This is a genomic window from Lysinibacillus phoenicis (assembly GCF_047238325.1).
Lineage (GTDB): Bacteria > Bacillota > Bacilli > Bacillales_A > Planococcaceae > Lysinibacillus > Lysinibacillus irui.
The window spans coordinates 1,325,839-1,346,207 of sequence record NZ_JBDFMP010000002.1 but is presented as its reverse complement, the minus strand read 5'-3'; the positions used below and the strand labels follow the sequence as shown (position 1 = coordinate 1,346,207).

The following is a 20,369-nucleotide window of genomic DNA, read 5'->3' as shown; positions in this document are numbered from 1 at the left end:
TACTACCAATTTTTATAGCCAAAATAAACTTCTCATGAGATAATTAAACCATATTTTTCGTACGAGGAGATGCTCATGGAAATAAAAATTGGTACACATTTACAACTTGAACCTACGTATACAGAGCAAGTGGAGAAATTCCGCTGTAAAGTTGTAGAGCAACAAGATCATATTCTTTATATTGATTATCCAATAAATATGGCAACGAAGAAAACAGCATTTTTAATAGATGGCTCAGAATTTAGAGCAACCTTTCGTACCGAGGATAAACAATCCTTTGCTTTTAATACAGAAGTAATTGGGCGTAAAGCAGGCAATATACCAATGATTATGTTGCATTGTCCAAAGCCCGAGGAATTTATAAAAATTCAACGACGAGAGTATGTTCGTGTTGAAACGCCAGTGGACGTTGCTATTCAGTTCAACGATTACAAGTATCAACTTGTGACTGTTGATATTAGTGCTGGAGGCTTGGCACTCATCTTGAAGGGAGAAGTAGCTTTCAATGATGGTGATGAGATAAAATTAACTATTGTATTACCTTTTGCGAATGGAGATGTCAAATACGTCATTACGGATGCAACAGTCGTGCGCATTTTTGAAAAAGACGATAAACGCATTGCGACCATTCAGCTAACGGATACAGATGATGTCGATCAACAGCATATTGTACGTTTTTGCTTTGAACGCCAATTAGTCAATCGTCGTAAAGAAGTGAATCCTTTCAATGTTTAATTTCCTTCATAATATTTTTACAAAGCCCTCTCCTAGCAGAGGGCTTTTTTGGGGTTATATGTTACAATATGAGGTGAAGAAAGTAGGGAAGAATAATGCAGAAAAACATTCAAATTGCGATAGACGGGCCTGCAGGTGCTGGTAAAAGTACAATAGCCAAAATAGTTGCTGAAGCACTTGGTTTTACTTATATCGATACAGGTGCCATGTACCGAGCAGTTACGTATAAAGCGATGCAACAAAACATACATTTAGATGATGAAGCAAAATTAGCAGAGATGTTAATGACTAGCACAATTGAATTAAAGCCATCTCCACAGGGCCAGCTTGTTTTTTTAGATGGTCGCAATGTATCGGCTGAAATTCGTTCAAATGAAGTTACTTCCTCTGTTTCTCAAGTAGCTGCCCATGCAAAAGTTCGAGAGCTATTAGTTGCTCAACAACAAAAGCTTGCAGCTAATGGCGGTGTTGTCATGGATGGACGTGATATTGCTACACATGTTTTAAAGGATGCAGAGCTAAAGATTTTTATGTCTGCAACAGTAGAAGAACGTGCAAGAAGACGATTAATCGATAATCAAAAAAGAGGGATTGATTCTTCTCTCGAAAAACTTCAGGAAGAAATTGCGCTACGTGATAAAAAAGATAGTGAGCGTGAAGCATCGCCACTTATTCAAGCTGAAGATGCAATATTTTTAGATACAACAGCATTGTCCATTGATGATGCAGCACAAGCTATTTTAAAATTAGCAGAAGAAAAAATGCTATAAATCCTAAAATTTCAGACATTTTTTGAATTTAAAGGATTTATTTTTGTCTTTGTCTTCAATATCGAATAAAATAGTAAGGGAAGATGCGAAGGAGGGTTACATATGTCTGAAGAAATGAACTATGCAGAACAAACGTTTAACGAGGGTGATATCGTCAAAGGTATTGCAGCACAAGTTGATGAAAAGGCAGTATCTGTATCAATTCCAGGTGCACCGTTTGATGGTATTGTACCGATTAGTGAATTATCAAGCTTACACATTGAGAAAGCGTCTGATGTCATCTCTGTTGGGGATGAGTTAGAGTTGATGATTACAAAGGTAGAAGAAGAGAACTTTGTCCTATCAAAACGTAAAGTGGATGCTTTAAAAGCATGGGATACACTAGAGCAACAATTTGCCGCAGAGGAAATTTTCGAAGCGGAAGTAAAAGATATTGTTAAAGGTGGTCTTGTCGTAGATTTAGGTGTACGTGGCTTTGTACCAGCATCACTTGTAGAAGACTACTTTGTCGATAATTTTGAAGGCTATAAAGGAAAAACGTTAAGCTTTAAAATTGTTGAGCTTGATAAAGAAAAAAATCGCCTAATCTTATCTCATCGTGCAGTAGTTGAAGCAGAAAAAGCTTCACAAAAGAAAAATGTCATTAATCAAATTAAAGCTGGCGATGTATTAGACGGTAAAGTACAGCGATTGGCTTCATTTGGTGCATTCATCGACCTTGGTGGTATTGATGGGCTTGTTCATATTTCGCAAGTATCACATGAGCATGTGAGCGATGTGAGTGAGGTTTTAGCTGAAGGACAAGATGTAACAGTGAAAGTTCTTTCGGTGGACCCAGAAAATGAACGCATTTCATTATCCATCAAAGAAACAATTCCGGGACCTTGGTCAAATATCGAAGAACGCGCAGCTAAAGGCACGATTTTAGATGGCCGAGTAAAACGTCTAACTTCATTTGGTGCATTTGTAGAAGTATTCCCTGGTGTTGAAGGCTTAGTGCATATCTCTCAAATCGCCCATAAGCATATCAACACGCCACATGAAGCGTTAAAAGAGGGACAAGAGGTACAAGTAAAAGTACTTGATGTCAATGCAGAAGAAGGACGCTTAGCGCTGAGCATTAAAGAATTATTAGAAAATCCAGAAGCAGAAGAAGTGATTGACTACGAATTACCAGAAGAAAACACAGGCTTCTCATTTGGTGATGTAATTGGCGATCAATTAAAAAACTTTAAATAAAGTGCGGGGCGAGGATGCAAACATGCATCCTCGCTTTTTTGTTGGGGTGGAGGATAGAGCTTCCGAAGTGATGGATAGAATTCATAAAGTAGTGGAAATAACTTAAAGTAGCGGATAGAACCTTCAAAGTGGCGGATAGAACTTCAAAGTGGAGGATAGAACTTGAAAAGTAGTGGATAGAGCATTCAAAGTGACGGATAGAACCCGTAAAGTGACGGATAAAACTTAAAGTAGCGGATAGAACCTTCAAAGTGGTGGATAGAACTTGAAAAGTGTTGGATAGAGCCCTCAAAATGGCGGATAGAACTAATAAAGTGAAGGATAGAACTTAAAGTAGCAGATAGAACCTTCAAAGTGGAGGATAGAACCCAAAAAGTAGTGGATACAATCCATAAAGTGAAGGATAAAACTTAAAGTAGTGGATAGAACCTTCAAAGTGTTGGATAGAACTTGAAAAGTAGTGGATAGAGTCCTCAAAGTGGCGGATAGAACTAATAAAGTGAAGGATAGAACTTAAAGTAGTAGATAGAACCTTCAAAATGGAGGATAGAACCCAAAAAGTAGTGGATACAATCCATAAAGTAGTGGAAATAACTTAAAGTAGCGGATAGAACCTTCAAAGTGGCGGATAGAACTTGAAAAGTGGTGGATAGAACTTGAAAAGTAGTGGATAGAGCCTTCAAAGTGAAGGATAGAACTTAAAGTAGTGGATAGAATCCTCAAAGTGGCGGATAGAACCCCTAAAGTGTTGGATAAAGCCCCAAAATTGAAGGATAGAATCCATAAAGTTCAGGATTGAATCAAAATACCTATATCCCCATTAAAGTACTGCTTAGACTCTTAAAAATAAATCCCGAGAGTGATGATTGCCATACATAGCGTTCTACTTTATGGATATGATATGATATAATGGCATTTTTCGTGTATAATAGCGAAAGACAAGAAGTTGGAAGGATGAAGTACAGATGACGAAACCAGTAGTAGCCATCGTAGGTCGTCCGAACGTAGGTAAGTCGACGATTTTTAACCGTATCGTTGGAGAGCGTGTTTCTATTGTGGAGGATATCCCAGGCGTAACACGTGACCGTATTTATAGTTCGGCAGAGTGGTTAACACACGATTTTAATATTATTGATACAGGTGGCATTGAAATAGGGGACGAGCCGTTTTTAGAACAAATTCGTCAACAAGCTGAAATTGCCATTGATGAAGCGGATGTTATTATTTTCATGACAAATGGTCGTGAGGGAGTAACGGCAGCAGATGAGCAAGTTGCTAAAATTTTATACAAAACAAAAAAACCAGTCGTATTAGCGGTCAATAAAATTGATAACCCCGATATGCGTGAAATGATTTATGATTTTTATGCACTTGGCTTTGGGGAGCCTTGGCCAATTTCAGGGTCACACGGCTTAGGCTTAGGGGATTTATTGGACGAATGTGCGAAACATTTCCCGAAAGAAGATGAAGAGCAATATGGCGATGATGTGATTAAATTTTCTTTAATCGGTCGTCCGAATGTTGGGAAATCCTCTTTAGTCAATGCATTCTTAGGGCAAGAACGTGTTATTGTAAGTAATATTGCTGGGACAACACGTGATGCGATCGATACGCCTTATGAATATGAAGGTCAGGAATATGTCATTATTGATACAGCCGGTATGCGTAAAAAAGGGAAGATCTATGAAACAACTGAGAAATACTCTGTTTTACGTGCTCTACGCGCCATTGAACGCTCAGATGTTGTTTTAGTGGTACTGAATGCAGAAGAAGGCATTCAGGAGCAAGATAAGAAAATTGCTGGCTATGCGCACGAGGCTGGAAAAGCTGTTGTGATTGTCGTGAATAAATGGGATGCGATTGAAAAAGACGAGAAAACGATGAATGTCTTTACACAGCAAATTCGTGAGCATTTCCTATTCTTAGACTACGCACCTATTATTTTCGTATCAGCCAATACGAAACAGCGTGTACATCAAATTTTACCGATTATTCAACGTGTAAGTGAGAATCATGCGATGCGTATCCAGTCATCTATTTTAAACGAAGTAATTGAGGATTCAGTGGCGCGTAATCCTGCGCCAACTGATAAAGGTCGTCGTTTACGTATTTACTATGCTACTCAGGTTGCGATTAAGCCGCCAACATTTGTTGTATTTGTGAATGAACCAGAGCTTATGCACTTCTCATATGAACGTTTCTTAGAAAACCGAATTCGCGAAACATTTGATTTTGAAGGGACACCAATACGTTTAATTACACGTGCTCGTGCTTAAATGAAATAGCGGTACACTATAATACGCCAACCTGACAGAATTGTTGGGTGGCGTCTTTTTACAAAAAAGAGCGTATGATAGACAACCCAGTAAAGGGAGGATTTTTAATGGAAAAAGTTTGTGTGTTAGGGGCAGGCTCATGGGGTACTGCACTTGCAATAGTACTAGCGGAAAATGGACATGATACGCTTGTATGGACACATAGAGCTGAACAGGCAGAGGAAATCAATAACCTGCATACGAATAAAAAATATTTACCTGAAACCGTTCTGCCAGCAAATTTACATGCGACAAGTGATATTGCAAAGGCGGCTATGCATGCAGAGACTATTGTTGTGGCTGTCCCAACAAAAGCTATTCGAGAAGTTTGCGAGAAATTGACGGTTGAATTAACTAGGAAAGTGTTGTTCGTCCATGTCTCTAAAGGGATTGAGCCGGATTCTTTAAAACGGATTTCTGAAATTTTAGCTGAGAGTTTGCCAGCTGAGTATGTGGAAGAGATTGTCGTTCTTTCAGGCCCAAGTCATGCGGAGGAAGTGGTATTACACCACCCTACAACGGTAACTGCTGCATGTGCCAATATAGATGCAGCAGAAAAGGTACAGGATTTATTTATGAATCAATTTTTCCGTGTCTACACAAATGAGGATGTCATTGGAGTAGAGATTGGAGGAGCATTGAAAAACGTTATCGCTTTAGCAGCTGGTATTACAGATGGCTTAAATTATGGAGATAATGCAAAGGCTGCACTCATTACACGAGGTCTTGCAGAGATTTCACGTTTAGGTGTAAAAATGGGTGGTAATCCATTTACGTTCTCGGGGCTAACTGGTATGGGCGACTTAATAGTAACTTGTACAAGTGTTCACTCTCGAAATTGGCGTGCAGGGAATCTGCTAGGGCAAGGGATGAAGCTACCGGAAGTTCTGGATCAAATGGGTATGGTTGTAGAGGGTGTACGTACCACAAAGGCAGCCTATCAATTAGCAGAAAAGTATGGTGTAGCCATGCCGATTTCCACAGAGCTTTATAGTGTGCTATTTAATGATGTTGAACCAAAAGTGGCGGTTGATGCATTAATGATGCGTATGAAAAAACGAGAAATAGATGATATGAAACATTAATGACAATTTTTTGATTAACTTTGTCATAAAATGGACATAAATGAGGTGTCTCAACGAATCTGTTGTGACGCCTTATTGTGTGCTATTAGTTGAATAGTGTGAGCAGCATAAAAGAGTTGTCCATTTCTTGATCGTTATGGGACAACTATTTCTTTTTAGCAGAGGCACATAGTATAATATACTTTGATTGTGTCTTGACATTGAAAGAAAGGTGGTTATTTGAAATGGGCCCGTTAGCTCATATGCCTGCACTAGATGTAATGTGGGTATCATTTTATTGCATCGCATTTATGATTATATCAGTCGGTTTAATTTATTTAGCTCGAAATAAAATTTCAAATGTATTTTTACGAACAATCGTAAATTTATGTGCATACATACTGTTTGGACTTGGCACATTTTTAATGGTACTAGTAGTTGCCACATGGCCAGCATAAAAATTTAATGAGGTGTCAGTAACATGAAAAAACTAAGTTCTTTTCTGTTGGTATTTGCAACCGCCATACTATTAGTAGGATGTGCGTACCCAGAAGACGAAAAAAGAGCAAAGGTCACGCCTGATGTCGACCAACTAGCTGCAGTTCAACGTGCTGTGAACGAATATCGTGAAGCAACTGGTGGGCTAGTACCGATTAAAAATAGTGAATTAGATACAGACATTTATATCAAATACTTGATCGATTTTCAAAAGCTTATGCCGAAGTATTTGACGACGATTCCTGGAAATGCCTATGAAAAAGGCGGGATATATCAATATATTATTTGGGATCCTGAACATGAAGCGACAGTCAAATTAGTAGATTTAAATGCGGCAGAGCGGATTCGTGAAATAGGCATTCGCAAATTATCTACACAATATTTACCGATAAAAGGTTCTTCATCTGACAATGTTTATCAAATTAATTATAAAGATTTAGGCTATAAAACAGATGTGACGGTGAAAAGTCCTTATTCTGGCGTCGAACTACCACTTTTTATGACGGGTGACGGTGAATTGCACGTAGATTATTCTGTGGATTTAGGGCAGCTTTTAAAAGAGGACAAGCCTGATGTGAAGCCTGGTGATGATATTCGCCAGCTACTAGTGGACAAATATCCCGTAGTGCCTGCTTATTCTATTCCTTATACTGTCGATAACAATGGGGAACCAGTTTATGATATGGAAACCTATAATGCAGATGTTCAAAAGGCCAAAGAGAGACAAAAACAAGAGGCAGAAGCTGCTGAAAAAAAAGAACAATAAGAAACAGGCTCCTTACATTTGTGAGGGGCTTTTTCATATTTGTCTACAAGCTTGCATATAGTGAAAAAGCGTAGATAAAGGAGGCAGAAACCTTGAGTGAAGCAGTATTTAGAGAAATTGCAGAGCGCACAAATGGCGATGTTTATATTGGTGTTGTCGGTCCAGTACGTGTAGGTAAATCAACATTTGTAAAAAAGGTAATGGAATCAGTCGTGTTACCAAACATTCTGGATGAGACGGAAAGAATGCGAGCACAAGATGAGTTGCCACAAAGTTCACCGGGGCCAGTCATTATGACTGCTGAGCCGAAGTTTGTGCCTGCCCAAGCAACACGTATTGTGGTCGGTGATGATGAGATGCCATTCCAAATCCGTTTGGCAGATTGCGTTGGTTATATTATCGAAGGAACGAAAGGCTATGAGGATGAAAATGGACCAAAATATGTTCATACTCCTTGGCATACAGAGCCGATTCCATTCCAGGAAGCAGCTAAAATTGGCACAGATAAGGTAATTCGTGATCATGCAAATATCGGTATTGTCGTAACCACTGATGGTACTGTGAACGGGATTAGCCGCCGTGCCGCAGAGAAGGCAGAGGAAGAAATTGTTGAGCAATTAAAAGAAATCGGCAAGCCTTTTGTGATTTTACTCAATTGCCAAATGCCAGCGAGAGAAGAAACGGTTCAGCTTCGCAATGAATTGTTTGAACGTTATAATGTACCTGTTATTGCTATGTCTATTGATCAAATGAGAGAAACAGATATTCAATATATTTTACAAGAAGCTTTATTTGAATTTCCGATTCGTACAATTGAGGTAGAAAAGCCAGATTGGCTGGATGTATTAGATGCCACGCATCCGTTGAATGTTGCGTTGATTGATTCAATGGAGGAAGTACTTTCGTCTGTGATGAAAATTAGAGACGTACAACAGGCATCAGATGCTTTTAAAGCGATTGATTTTATTGATCAAAGTGAAGTAGTTCATGTTGATGCAGGTGTTGGAACGGCTGTGATTCGTGTATCCTTACAGGGTGAATTATACAAATCGGTGTGTAATGAATGGCTAGAAGAACCGATTGAAACCAAAAAAGATTGGCTGCTCTTTATTAAAGAGGCTGCGGAGGCAAAAGAAGCACAAAAACGCTTTAAGAGTGCAATCCATGATGCGGATACGACAGGCTACGGCGTGACATTACCAATGATGCAGGAATTTGAGCCGACAGCACCAGAGCTCATTAAGCAAAATAATTTCTTTGGCGTTCGAATGAAGGCAAAAGCACCATCTTACCATATTATTCGAGTAGATATGGAATCAGAATTCGCACCGTTGATCGGCTCAGAGTTCCACAGTCAGCAACTACTTAAAGACTTAAATCATGCTTATTTACATGATCGTGAGGCATTATGGAATACGCAACTATTTGGAACTCCGTTACATGAAGTATTAAAAGAGGGTATACGCTATAAAATGGATGCTGTACCACCTACTGCCAAAAAACGGATGCGACAAACAATTGAACGAATGGTTAACGAAGGTGATAGAGGTTTAGTAACATTTATTTTATAGTAATAAAATTGAAAAAATGTGTGAAAAATAGGTGTAGGGCTTTTCGTTTTTAAGCGAAAAGTCCTTTTATTTTTGTTTTTTGGGTGAAAATCTAATTTTTTGGTTATAATCATGTATGAATACAGTTGCGTAGCGGTTTTCTATGTGTTACTCTTTTTACAGAATTGGTTCATGACCCTTTGAGAGGAGGTGAATGGTGTGAATAAAACAGAATTAGTAAACTCTGTTGCTGAAGCTGCAGGTCTTTCTAAAAAAGACGCTTCTAAAGCAGTTGAAGCTGTATTTGATACAATTCAAGATGCTCTTGCAAAGGGTGACAAAGTACAATTAATTGGTTTTGGTAACTTTGAAGTACGTGAACGTGCGGCTCGTAAAGGTCGTAACCCACAAACTGGTAAAGAAATCGAAATCGCTGCTAGCAAGGTGCCTGCTTTCAAACCAGGTAAAGCGCTTAAAGACGCGGTAAAATAATACACGTCTAGTAGTTACATAGAGCAGTCTTCATGTTAACGAACATGAAGGCTGCTCTTTTTAACTTTTTACATAAGAATTCTACGAGGATTTACTACTCTAAAGGCAATTTTTTTATGAAACAGGTAAGTCATTTTGCGCTAACCATTTGGATGTGCTACGATGCATAGGGAAATGTGTAATGTTTTGATACGCAGGAGGTTTTTTCGGATGTCGAATATTGATTTATTAAAAATAGAAGAAGCAGTAAAAATGATTTTAGAAGCGGTAGGTGAAGACGTAAATCGCGAAGGTTTATTGGATACACCGAAACGTGTAGCTAAAATGTATGCCGAAATGTTTAGTGGCTTGCATGAGGATGCTAAAGATTACTTTAAAACGGTATTTCATGAGGATCATGAAGAATTAGTCCTTGTAAAAGATATTCCTTTTTATTCAATGTGTGAGCATCATCTAGTGCCTTTCTATGGCAAGGCACATGTTGCATACATACCAAATGACGGAGTTGTTGCTGGGCTTAGTAAATTAGGACGTGCCGTTGAAACCATTGCTCGACGACCACAATTACAAGAGCGTATTACGTCTTCTGTAGCCGAGACGATTATGGAGATGCTTGCACCAAAAGGAGTCTATGTTGTCATTGAGGCTGAGCATATGTGTATGACGATGCGAGGACTAAAAAAACCAGGTTCTAAAACGGTAACTTCGGTTGCTCGGGGTATTTATGAGGAAGATGAAGTAAAACGAAGAGAAGTGCTATCATTTATCCAAATGTCTTAAATTACATGTCTAATTATGTTATGATGTACTAAGAATTTGTCGGATTTAAGGAGTGTACAAAGATGTCACAAGATTATATTGTAATTCAAGCAGAAGAAGATGGTGTACATGTCATTGGATTAACACGTGGAACAGATACAAAATTCCATCATTCAGAAAAATTAGATGCCGGCGAAGTAATGATAGCTCAATTCACAGAACACACGTCTGCCATGAAAATTCGTGGTAAAGCACAAATTCATACAGCACATGGTGTGATCCATAGTGAAGCGAAAAAATAATAAAAATAGTTACTAACATTGTTATTATAAAGAATTTTTTGAGTAAGTCTGAAAAATTCCGATTACAGTGACACCTTGGTAACTGATTTGTACAATAAGCACATATAAAAGCACTAGATGTGAAAAACTGAGTATAGATCTTAAGGGCAGTTAGCATTCCTTCAGCCATTTGTGGGAAAGCTTTACTGCCTGTCGTTTGAAAGAAGCAAAAATTTTTTATTCCGCATCGTTGCGTATGCTATAATGATTCAGTAAGTAAGCGTTATGCCTTAGATAGGACTAGCGTATCTGAAAGTGAAATGGAGTAAGGTCTATGAATGCAACATACATTCAAAATTCAATTGCACAGTTAAAAACAGAGATTTTCATGGATGTTCGTCATAGAACTTTGCAAAAATACACAGGGGTACCTGTGATAGATGAAAATCAATTGTTTTATTTGTTAATCCCGTTTTTGAATGGTGAGGAGTGGCAACAAGAACAACAAGAGGCTGCAATTACTGTTGGCATTGTATACGCGGCATTAGCGGCTCACGATCATATAAAAGAATTAGATGCAACATCAAAAGAACAGCAGCTTACCGTTTTAGCTGGAGATTTTTATAGTGGTCGTTATTATGAACTATTAGCGATGTCAGGGAATGTTGCTTTGATTCGTAGTTTGTCACAAGGCATTGTGGCACGCTGTGAACATCAGATTAAAGTATATGAAGCGGAACAACGAACAAAGGAGCAATGGTACGCGTCGATGAGTACGATTGAATCGGGGTTAATTGCTCAATTTTTCGCTCTTTATTCTTTCAGTGAATATATACCACTTATAGAAAAAAGTTTATTAATCTTGCGTTTAGAAAGAGAATGGACGGCTTATCAACGTGGGCAACAAATGTCTTTAATGGGTAAGGCACTAGAAGAAAGTGTCAGACGAAATGACGCAACCTTTAATAGCGTCATCCAGGAAAAAATTGTGCATTTAAAAACAGAGCTTTTACAGTTGATCGAACAGGCAAGTTTTTTACAAAGTGATATCAAACAAGCTTTACATGCACATGTAGAGGCATCTATTGCTTCTACTAACGGATAAGAGAGGTTTTTCAAAATGGCTAAAACGAAAGAAGAACACGTTCACGAAGTATTTGAGAGTATTTCGGAAAACTACGACAAAATGAATGGTGTGATTAGTTTCCAGATGCATGTTGGCTGGCGTAACGATACGATGAAGCACATGGCTGTTAAACCTGGAACAAAAGCACTCGATGTATGCTGTGGCACAGCAGATTGGACGATCGCATTGGCAGAGGCAGTTGGTGAAAGTGGAGAAGTAAAAGGACTCGACTTTAGTCAAAACATGCTGAAAGTTGGCGAACAAAAAGTAAAGCCGTACCCACAAATTGAACTAATTCATGGAAATGCAATGGAATTACCTTTTCCAGATAATTCATTTGATTATGTGACGATTGGCTTTGGTCTTCGCAATGTACCTGATTATTTACAAGTCTTAAAGGAAATGCATCGTGTTGTAAAACCGGGTGGTATGGTTGTGTGTTTAGAAACATCTCAATCAGAAATTCCTGGTTACCGTCAACTGTTCCGTTTTTATTTTAAATATATAATGCCGATATTTGGTAAAATATTTGCGAAAAGCTATAAGGAATATTCTTGGCTTCAGGAATCTGCGAATGATTTCCCAGGTATGAAGAAGTTAGCGGCATTGTTTGAGCAGGCAGGATTAGAAAAAGTAACGTACAAAGCATACAGTGGCGGGGCTGCGGCAATGCATATGGGCTTTAAAAAGGTACGTTAATGGGGGAAGGTTTTCACACGTGGAAAAGATGAAGTTAAAACTACTCTATTCCGATTTGAAATCAGATATTGATATCATTGAACGAGAGTTAGAAAAAGCAGTGGACTCATCTTCATATTTGATCAACGATGCTTCTCTCCATTTATTACAAGCTGGTGGCAAACGGATACGACCAATTTTTGTGTTATTAGGTGCAAAATTTGGCGATTATGATATTGAGAAGATGAAGGATGTAGCGGTGCCTTTAGAGCTCATTCATATGGCATCACTTGTGCATGATGATGTTATTGATGATTCCGATATGCGAAGAGGACGCCCGACTGTCAAATCACAATGGAATAATAGGGTAGCAATGTACACGGGCGATTTTATTTTTGCACGTGCGCTAGAATATATTACAAAGCTTGAAGACCCACTTGTTCATCAAATTTTAGCACGTACCATGGTAGAGATTGTTAACGGTGAAGTCATTCAAATTGAAGATAAATTTAGATTAGATCAGGGCTTAAAAGATTATTTTAGAAGAATTAAACGTAAAACGGCATTACTTATTTCCTCTAGCTGTGAGCTGGGGGCGGTCGCTGCAGGCGTTGATGCAAAAACAGTGAGACATTTAAAGCGCTTCGGCTACTTTGTGGGCATGAGCTTCCAAATTATCGATGATGTTTTAGATATTATGGCAACAGATAAAGAATTAGGAAAACCCGCGGGTAGTGATTTGTTGCAGGGCAATATTACCTTACCGATCTTATTACTGAAAGATGATCCAGAGATGCAACCTTATTTAGTTAAAGTATTTGCAGGTACACTAACAGAAGCGGAACGTCAAAATATGTTGCAATATGTGCGTAAATCTCATGCAATTGAACAAGCTAATCGTATGAGTGATAAATATTTGAAAAAAGCCTTACAAGAAATAGATGCTTTACCAAAACATCCAGTTAAGAAAAAGCTGCGAGATGTTGCATTGTTTATGGGTAAGCGCAAATTCTAGCTTTTTGTTGTATAAAGGCTCGTTTTTTGTTAATATTTATCGGTAGGTGTAAAACCTGTTAGACGAATTTAAGGAGTGTTTTAAACATGGCAATTGAACAAACTTTTTTAATGGTTAAGCCTGACGGCGTTGAACGTCAAGTAGTTGGAGACATCGTTGATCGTTTCGAACGTCGCGGTTTTGTAATGAAAGGTGCTAAATTAATGGTAATTCCTAAAGAATTAGCAGAAAAGCACTATGCTGAGCATGCTGAGCGTCCATTCTTTGGTGAATTAGTTGATTTCATCACTTCTGGTCCTGTATTCGCTATGGTATGGGAAGGCGAGAACGTAATCAAGCTTGCTCGTACAATGATGGGTGCAACTAAACCTGAAGAATCAAACCCAGGTACAATCCGTGGAGACTATGCAACAACTGTTTCTCACAACATCATCCACGGTTCTGACTCTCTTGCTTCTGCAGAGCGCGAAATCGGCTTATTCTTCGGTGAAGATTTAGTTTAATTCATGAATAGATTAGGCAATTCCAATTCATTTGGGATTGCTTTTTTTATTACCTTGAGAAACGGAAGAATTACAAAAGGTAATGTTCTATTGCAACATATAAATAAACTTCTTCTAGATACATATAGAATTGTTAAAAACTTCTTACTCATGTACAATAAAAAATATAATATTCAGACAATTAAGTTAGGAATAGAATTGTAGACCTGTCAATAAACTGTGAAGGATGACGAGGAAAAGGGGTTATAGATAATGAGAGAAGTGGTAATTGTCGCAGCAGTTCGAACTGCTGTTGGCCGAAGTAAAGGGGCATTAAGCCAAGTTCGAGCAGATGATTTAGCAGCAGATGTGCTAGAAGAGGTTGTAAGGCGTGCAGGGATTGACAAGGAACAAGTGGATGACGTTATTTTGGGCTGTGTAACGCAAACAGCAGAACAAGGTGCCAATATTGCGCGGACATCCTTATTAATGGCTGGCTTCCCGGATAGTGTGCCAGGGGTAACCATTGATCGTCAATGTGGCTCTAGTCAGCAAGCCGTTCATTTCGCTGCTCAGGCAATTTTAGCGGGAGATATGGATATTGTCATTGCTGGTGGCGTGGAAAGTATGTCGAGAGTACCGATGGGGTCAAACATGCAACATGCGCATAGTAGTAAACGCTTACAGGAGAATTATGACATTATCCATCAAGGGTTATCTGCGGAGAAAATAGCAGCAAAATGGTCTTTATCGAAAGAACAGCTAAATAACTATGCTTACCAAAGCCATCAACGGGCAATTTCTGCTATTGAAGCGGGTCATTTCAAACATGAAATACTACCTATTCAAGTGCCACAAGAGGATGGATCAATGACAACGTTTGCTGTTGACGAGGGACCACGTGCAGAAACAACTATCGAAATTTTAAATGGCTTAAAGACTGTTTTTCAAGAGGATGGCGTCATAACTGCAGGCAATGCAAGTCAGATGAGTGATGGGGCATCAGCAGTTGTGGTGATGGCTTTGGACAAGGCGCAGGAGCTTGGCATTCAACCACTTGCCAAAATTGTGACAAGAGTGGTCGTTGGCTCTGATCCAACATTGATGTTAACAGGGCCAATCGAAGCAACTAGAAAGGCGTTAGAACGAGCAGGCCTCAACATTGAAGATATCGACACTTATGAAGTTAATGAAGCCTTTGCACCAGTGCCACTTGTATGGCTACAAGAAATTGGTGGAGACCCGAATAAGCTTAACCCAGATGGCGGTGCTATAGCACTGGGGCATCCGTTAGGGGCTACAGGCACTAAATTGTTAACGACCATGCTACATCGTATGGAGCGAGAGAATTATCGTTACGGTTTACTTGCTATTTGTGAAGGGATGGGAATGGCTAATGCCACGATCATTGAAAAAATGTAAAAGGGGATAGAGTTGGATGAAAAATCATGAAGTGATTGCAGTAGTAACGGGCGGTGCCTCAGGTTTAGGTGAGGCAACTGTCCGTAAGCTGGTTGAACAAGGTGGCAAAGCAATTATTTTTGATGTGAATGATGAGCGTGGACAAGCTCTAGTACAGGAATTAGGGCAAAGCGTACATTATGTGCGAGTGGATGTCACAAAAGAAGAAGATGTGGCAACAGGTCTTGAGCAGGCCATTGCAGCATTTGGTAAGGTGAATGTGGCGGTAAATTGTGCAGGCATTGCAGATGCGAGTAAAGTCATCTCGAAGCGAGGGGTTCATGCTCTTGCTTTATTTGAAAAAATAATCTCTGTTAATTTAATTGGTACGTTCAATGTTATCCGTCTAGTTGCTGAGAAAATGCAGCATAACGAACCAAATGAGGATGGACAACGTGGCGTCATTATTAATACTGCATCGGTAGCAGCATTTGATGGGCAGATTGGACAAGCGGCTTATAGTGCATCAAAGGGCGGTCTCGCAGCGATGACCTTGCCAATTGCACGAGAGCTTGCAGAAATCGGTGTCCGTGTAATGACCATTGCGCCTGGGATAGTTGAAACGCCAATGTTTGCATCGTTACCTGAGCCAGCAAGAACGGCTCTTGCCCAAATGACACCATTCCCTAAGCGACTTGGTAAACCTTCAGAATATGCCTTGTTAGTTGATAGTATTATCCACAATGGTTTGTTAAATGGGGAGGTCATTCGTCTAGATGGGGCCATCCGCATGCAGCCAAGGTAACTATAAAGTCTATTTTTAATTGGTTTGTAGCAGCTGTAGAGTTGATCGTTTCAAAAATTCGTTTATGAAGGGAAGCGGTAGAATGCATATGATGGATACACCTTTATTATTAACAAGTTTTTTGAATCGCGCAGAACGATTTTTTCACTCAAAGAAGATTTATTCACGAACAAATGCTACAACCATTCACGAGTTCACGTACAAAGAATATGTTAAACGTACCCGCCGTTTAGCTGATGCTCTGACGAAGCTTGGAATGGAGCGAGGCATGAAAGTGGGCACATTTGCTTGGAATCATCATCGCCATTTGGAAGCCTATTTTGCTGTACCGTGTGCAGGGGCAGTACTGCATATGATTAATATTCGATTAGCACCAGAGCATATTGCCTATGTCATCAATCATGCGGAAGACGAAATATTATTAATCGATGACAACCTAGTGCCTTTAATTGCACCAATTGTGTCACAGCTTACTTTATCATTATGGGGGATGCTGTCGAGGTAGAATCTGTGCCCATTGCAAATGCTCTTTCTTATGAGGCATTACTCGCTGAGGCCGATGAACATTTTACATTTCCAGATGACTTAGATGAGAATACGCCTGCAGGCATGTGCTATACAAGCGCAACGACAGGTATGCCAAAAGGGGTTGTTTATACTCACCGTAGCATTGTCCTGCACAGTTTAACGGCTGGTCTTGCTGATAGTATTGCTATTTGTGAATCCGATGTGGTGTTACCTGTTGTACCGATGTTTCACGCTAATGCATGGGGCCTACCCTTTGCTAGTGTTGCATTTGGTTCTACACAGGTGTTACCAGGCCCGATGTTTACCCCACAGCTTTTGCTTGAGTTATTTGAAGTGTATAAAGTCACGTTAACTGCAGGAGTACCTACAATTTGGCTCGGTGTTCTACAAGAGCAACGCCAACATCCACGTGACTTATCGTCTATGCGATTAATTGTTTGTGGAGGATCTGCGTCGCCAATTGGTCTTGTCCGTGGCTTTGAACAAGAACTCAATATCCCATATATGACAGGCTACGGTATGACAGAGACATCACCGCTCGTTAGCCTATCCACGTATTTAACACATATGCAGGACTACACAGCTGATGAAAAGATGAATGTTCGTATTACGCAAGGTATGACGATGCCTCTCATTGAAACTCGAATTGTTAATGAAAATGGTGAAGTGCCATGGGATGGTAAAACAATGGGAGAATTAACGATTAGAGGACCGTGGATTGCCCATGAGTACTATCAAGATGAACGAACGGAAGAAGCGTTTAAAGACGGTTGGCTATACACAGGTGATATTGCCGTGATGACAGTAGATGGCTATATAAAAATCACAGACCGTACGAAGGATTTAATTAAGAGTGGAGGGGAATGGATCTCCTCTGTTGAACTTGAAAATGCATTAATGTCCCATCCAAAAGTATTTGAGGCGGCTGTCATTGCCATTCCGCATGAAAAATGGCTGGAGCGACCATTAGCCTGTGTCGTAGCAAAGCCAGAATTTAAAAATTCTATTACCAAAGAGGAGCTATTAGAGAGTTTACAGGCACAATTCCATAAAACGTGGATCCCTGATGATATTGTCTTCATTGAAGAGGTACCGAAAACGTCTGTTGGGAAATTTCTGAAAGCTAAATTACGAGAAGATTTAAAAGAGTATCGCATTGAAGTTTAACGAAAATGGATAGAATGAAGGTGGTGAAAAGCTACCTTCTTTTTTTAATTGAAATATATCCTAAAAAATGAAACTATTTTTTCCATTTTGCCGTATAATCTTAGTAATGAAAGGAAGTGGACGGAGTGTCAATTGCGATTGTAGCGATTATTGGAGGCGTCATCATCTCATTAGCAGGGATTTTTACAGATGCTCGTACAAGACAGCAAAAAATTAAATTAAAGGCTATCGAAAAAGAGGTGGAGTTAGAAAAGCTTAGGCTGGAAAACTATACAATAGAAACAGAAAAAATGCGTCTGGAATTAGAACAGTCTAAAATGCTATTATTAGAGGAAAAGCAAAACGCAAGCAAGTAGATAGGCAGTTAGAAAGACTATTTCAGGATTGGGACTTTTCCGCTATAATGGAAATACGACGCTAGAGGGGAAGATGACCATATGTCTGATTATGAACAGTTTATAGAAGGTATAAAGCGCAAAACAGGAATAGATTTAGCGTTATATAAAGAGGCGCAAATGAAAAGACGATTAACCTCTCTTTATGAGAAAAAGGGCTATCGTAATTTTGTAGACTTTCTAAAGGCACTTGAACAAGATCGTGATTTAATGAATGAATTTTTAGATCGTATGACGATTAATGTTTCTGAATTTTATCGCAATGGGAAGCGTTGGGAAGTGTTACAAAAGAAAATATTTCCGAAGCTGTTACAAACAAATAAGCGTTTAAAAATTTGGAGTGCTGCTTGTTCAACAGGAGAGGAACCTTATTCTTTAGTGATGGTATTATCTCAATTGTTGCCTTTATCTCAAATTCAAATTATTGCTACTGATTTGGATGAAAATGTAATCCAAAAAGCGAAGCTAGGTGTATACCCTGAACGATCTTTAGCAGAGGTTCCCAATGATATTAAAGCGAAATATTTTGAACAAGAAGGATCCTTTTATCGTGTGAAGGATGAGATTAAGCGTTGTGTTACCTTTAAGAAACATAATTTACTGAACGATTCCTATGACAGCAATTATGACTTAATCGTTTGTCGCAATGTTATGATTTATTTCACTGAAGAAGCGAAAGACCAAATTTATAATGATTTTAGTAAAGCACTGCGCAAGGATGGCGTTTTATTTGTTGGATCGACAGAGCAAATTTTTAATCCAGCACGTTATGAATTTGATGTAGAGGATACATTCTTCTATCGGAAAAATAATTAATAATATGGATGAAAAGCTTTGTACAAATGACCAGAACAGTCATGTACATATAAGTAAGCCGGCATTAAACATAGATATTTCGTACGCTTTTCGCTTATCATAAGCAAAGGCGTATTTTTTATAAAATTGAGCACTTCACTTCAGTAGTGAAGTAAGTTTTTAGAGAAGTCATTCAGAATATTCGCATTTGACTATGAAAATGGTAAGCATTTAAAAGACATTTGTAAAAGGACTGTTTTTTTAAAGAATATATGTTATAGTGAAAAATACATACTTTAGCGAGTTGAAGGGAGAAAGTGTTTATGCGTTACTTAACAGCAGGTGAGTCACACGGACCTCAATTAACAACAATTATTGAAGGTTTACCGTCACTCTTATCTATTACAGCAGAAAAAATTAATCACGATTTAAAACGACGTCAGGGAGGTCATGGACGTGGGCGCCGCATGCAAATCGAAACGGATACAGTAGAGATCGTTGCAGGTGTACGTCATGGACAAACACTTGGATCTCCAGTCGCACTTGTCGTAACAAACGATGACTGGAAGCACTGGACTAAAATTATGGGGGCTGAGCCTTTAGCCGATGATATTAATCCAGAGGATATCAAACGTCAAATTTCTCGACCTCGACCAGGTCATGCCGATTTAGTTGGGGGCATGAAATATGGACATCGTGATTTACGTAATGTATTAGAGCGATCCTCTGCACGCGAAACTACTGTTCGTGTTGCAGTCGGGTCAGTGGCAAAAGCTTTACTGAATGAATTGGGTATTTCTATTGTTGCTCATGTCACTGAAATTGTGGGGATTAAAGCTGATACCTCTTTAATAGAAGGAAAAACAGCTGATGAAATCCGTGCCATAGTCGAAGCAGATCCATGTTACTGTGTAGATCCAGAGGCTTCTGCCAAAATGGTTGAGGCAATTGATGAGGCGAAAAAAGCAGGTGATTCCATCGGTGGTGTCGTAGAAGTCATCGTTGAAGGTATGCCAGCAGGAGTTGGTTCATATGTTCATTATGATCGTAAGCTCGATGCAAAACTAGCAGCAGCGATGCTATCTATTAATGCATTCAAAGGTGTTGAATTTGGGCTTGGCTTTGAAATGGCACGCCGAAAAGGCTCTGAAGTGCATGATGAAATTATTTGGTCTGACGAAGACGGCTATACACGTGCAACAAATCGATTAGGTGGCTTAGAAGGTGGCATGTCTACTGGAATGCCAATTGTTGTTCGAGGTGTCATGAAGCCAATTCCTACATTATATAAACCATTACAAAGTGTGGATATCGAAACAAAAGAGCCGTTTAAAGCAAGTGTAGAGCGCTCTGATAGCTGTGCAGTACCAGCAGCATCAGTAGTGGCAGAACACGTTATTGCCTGGGAAATAGCTAATGCTATTTTGGAGCAATTCCATAGTGATCAACTTCCACAATTAAAAGCTCAAATTGATGAGCATCGACAATATACAAAGGGGTTCTAATAT

Annotated in this window: 20 protein-coding genes and 1 pseudogene; all 21 read left to right on the top strand. The window is 39.2% G+C overall.

Annotated elements, in window-relative coordinates:
• Nucleotides 1-75: 75 nt before the first annotated feature.
• The 21 genes and pseudogenes from ABC382_RS08250 (at nt 76) to aroC (ending at nt 20,366) form a co-directional block, all read left to right on the top strand.
• Entirely contained in the window at nt 76-735 is a 660-nt protein-coding gene (locus ABC382_RS08250; protein ID WP_274796338.1) for a flagellar brake protein, read from the top strand.
• A gap of 95 nt (nt 736-830) precedes the next feature.
• A complete protein-coding gene (cmk, locus tag ABC382_RS08245; protein WP_312505659.1) occupies nt 831-1,505 on the top strand; it encodes a (d)CMP kinase in 675 nt (224 codons plus the stop codon).
• A gap of 102 nt (nt 1,506-1,607) precedes the next feature.
• Nucleotides 1,608-2,744: a 30S ribosomal protein S1 gene (gene rpsA, locus ABC382_RS08240; RefSeq protein ID WP_274796340.1), complete on the top strand. Its 1,137-nt coding sequence runs from the start codon at nt 1,608-1,610 to the stop codon at nt 2,742-2,744.
• Between the two features lie 965 nt (nt 2,745-3,709).
• Complete coding sequence (gene der, locus ABC382_RS08235; RefSeq protein ID WP_274796341.1) at nt 3,710-5,020, top strand: ribosome biogenesis GTPase Der; 1,311 nt, start codon at nt 3,710-3,712, stop codon at nt 5,018-5,020.
• A gap of 107 nt (nt 5,021-5,127) precedes the next feature.
• Nucleotides 5,128-6,144 (top strand): NAD(P)H-dependent glycerol-3-phosphate dehydrogenase, encoded by a 1,017-nt coding sequence (locus ABC382_RS08230; protein WP_412926705.1) that lies wholly within the window; start codon nt 5,128-5,130, stop codon nt 6,142-6,144.
• A 224-nt stretch (nt 6,145-6,368) separates the two neighbouring features.
• Nucleotides 6,369-6,581, top strand: coding sequence for a DUF2768 domain-containing protein (locus tag ABC382_RS08225; RefSeq protein WP_155590613.1), 213 nt, complete (start codon nt 6,369-6,371; stop codon nt 6,579-6,581).
• Nucleotides 6,582-6,604: 23 nt separating this feature from the next.
• A complete protein-coding gene (locus tag ABC382_RS08220; protein ID WP_274796343.1) occupies nt 6,605-7,387 on the top strand; it encodes a hypothetical protein in 783 nt (260 codons plus the stop codon).
• 92 nt (nt 7,388-7,479) lie between these two features.
• A complete protein-coding gene (gene spoIVA, locus ABC382_RS08215; protein ID WP_274796344.1) occupies nt 7,480-8,958 on the top strand; it encodes a stage IV sporulation protein A in 1,479 nt (492 codons plus the stop codon).
• 198 nt (nt 8,959-9,156) lie between these two features.
• Nucleotides 9,157-9,429 carry an HU family DNA-binding protein gene (locus ABC382_RS08210; RefSeq protein ID WP_004232618.1) on the top strand — a complete coding sequence of 91 codons (273 nt, stop codon included), beginning with the start codon at nt 9,157-9,159 and terminating at the stop codon, nt 9,427-9,429.
• 210 nt (nt 9,430-9,639) lie between these two features.
• Nucleotides 9,640-10,209: a GTP cyclohydrolase I FolE gene (gene folE / locus ABC382_RS08205; protein ID WP_036126769.1), complete on the top strand. Its 570-nt coding sequence runs from the start codon at nt 9,640-9,642 to the stop codon at nt 10,207-10,209.
• Nucleotides 10,210-10,271: 62 nt separating this feature from the next.
• Entirely contained in the window at nt 10,272-10,490 is a 219-nt protein-coding gene (gene mtrB, locus ABC382_RS08200) for a trp RNA-binding attenuation protein MtrB (RefSeq protein ID WP_008180408.1), read from the top strand.
• A gap of 313 nt (nt 10,491-10,803) precedes the next feature.
• The gene (locus ABC382_RS08195) at nt 10,804-11,574 is read left to right on the top strand and encodes a heptaprenyl diphosphate synthase component 1 (protein WP_274796345.1); all 771 of its coding nucleotides are present in this window, start codon (nt 10,804-10,806) and stop codon (nt 11,572-11,574) included.
• A gap of 15 nt (nt 11,575-11,589) precedes the next feature.
• Complete coding sequence (locus tag ABC382_RS08190; protein ID WP_274796346.1) at nt 11,590-12,294, top strand: demethylmenaquinone methyltransferase; 705 nt, start codon at nt 11,590-11,592, stop codon at nt 12,292-12,294.
• 19 nt (nt 12,295-12,313) lie between these two features.
• Nucleotides 12,314-13,288 carry a heptaprenyl diphosphate synthase component II gene (gene hepT, locus ABC382_RS08185; protein WP_274796347.1) on the top strand — a complete coding sequence of 325 codons (975 nt, stop codon included), beginning with the start codon at nt 12,314-12,316 and terminating at the stop codon, nt 13,286-13,288.
• A gap of 86 nt (nt 13,289-13,374) precedes the next feature.
• Nucleotides 13,375-13,791 (top strand): nucleoside-diphosphate kinase, encoded by a 417-nt coding sequence (ndk, locus tag ABC382_RS08180; protein ID WP_016994415.1) that lies wholly within the window; start codon nt 13,375-13,377, stop codon nt 13,789-13,791.
• Between the two features lie 252 nt (nt 13,792-14,043).
• Complete coding sequence (locus tag ABC382_RS08175) at nt 14,044-15,192, top strand: thiolase family protein (RefSeq protein WP_274796357.1); 1,149 nt, start codon at nt 14,044-14,046, stop codon at nt 15,190-15,192.
• Nucleotides 15,193-15,208: 16 nt separating this feature from the next.
• Nucleotides 15,209-15,976, top strand: coding sequence for a 3-hydroxyacyl-CoA dehydrogenase (locus ABC382_RS08170; RefSeq protein ID WP_322610421.1), 768 nt, complete (start codon nt 15,209-15,211; stop codon nt 15,974-15,976).
• 82 nt (nt 15,977-16,058) lie between these two features.
• Nucleotides 16,059-17,671 (top strand): annotated as a pseudogene (locus ABC382_RS08165) (long-chain fatty acid--CoA ligase).
• Between the two features lie 125 nt (nt 17,672-17,796).
• A complete protein-coding gene (locus tag ABC382_RS08160) occupies nt 17,797-18,027 on the top strand; it encodes a hypothetical protein (RefSeq protein ID WP_274796360.1) in 231 nt (76 codons plus the stop codon).
• A gap of 81 nt (nt 18,028-18,108) precedes the next feature.
• Nucleotides 18,109-18,882: a CheR family methyltransferase gene (locus ABC382_RS08155; protein ID WP_274796361.1), complete on the top strand. Its 774-nt coding sequence runs from the start codon at nt 18,109-18,111 to the stop codon at nt 18,880-18,882.
• Between the two features lie 302 nt (nt 18,883-19,184).
• Nucleotides 19,185-20,366: a chorismate synthase gene (aroC, locus tag ABC382_RS08150; protein ID WP_322605330.1), complete on the top strand. Its 1,182-nt coding sequence runs from the start codon at nt 19,185-19,187 to the stop codon at nt 20,364-20,366.
• Nucleotides 20,367-20,369 lie beyond the last annotated feature (3 nt).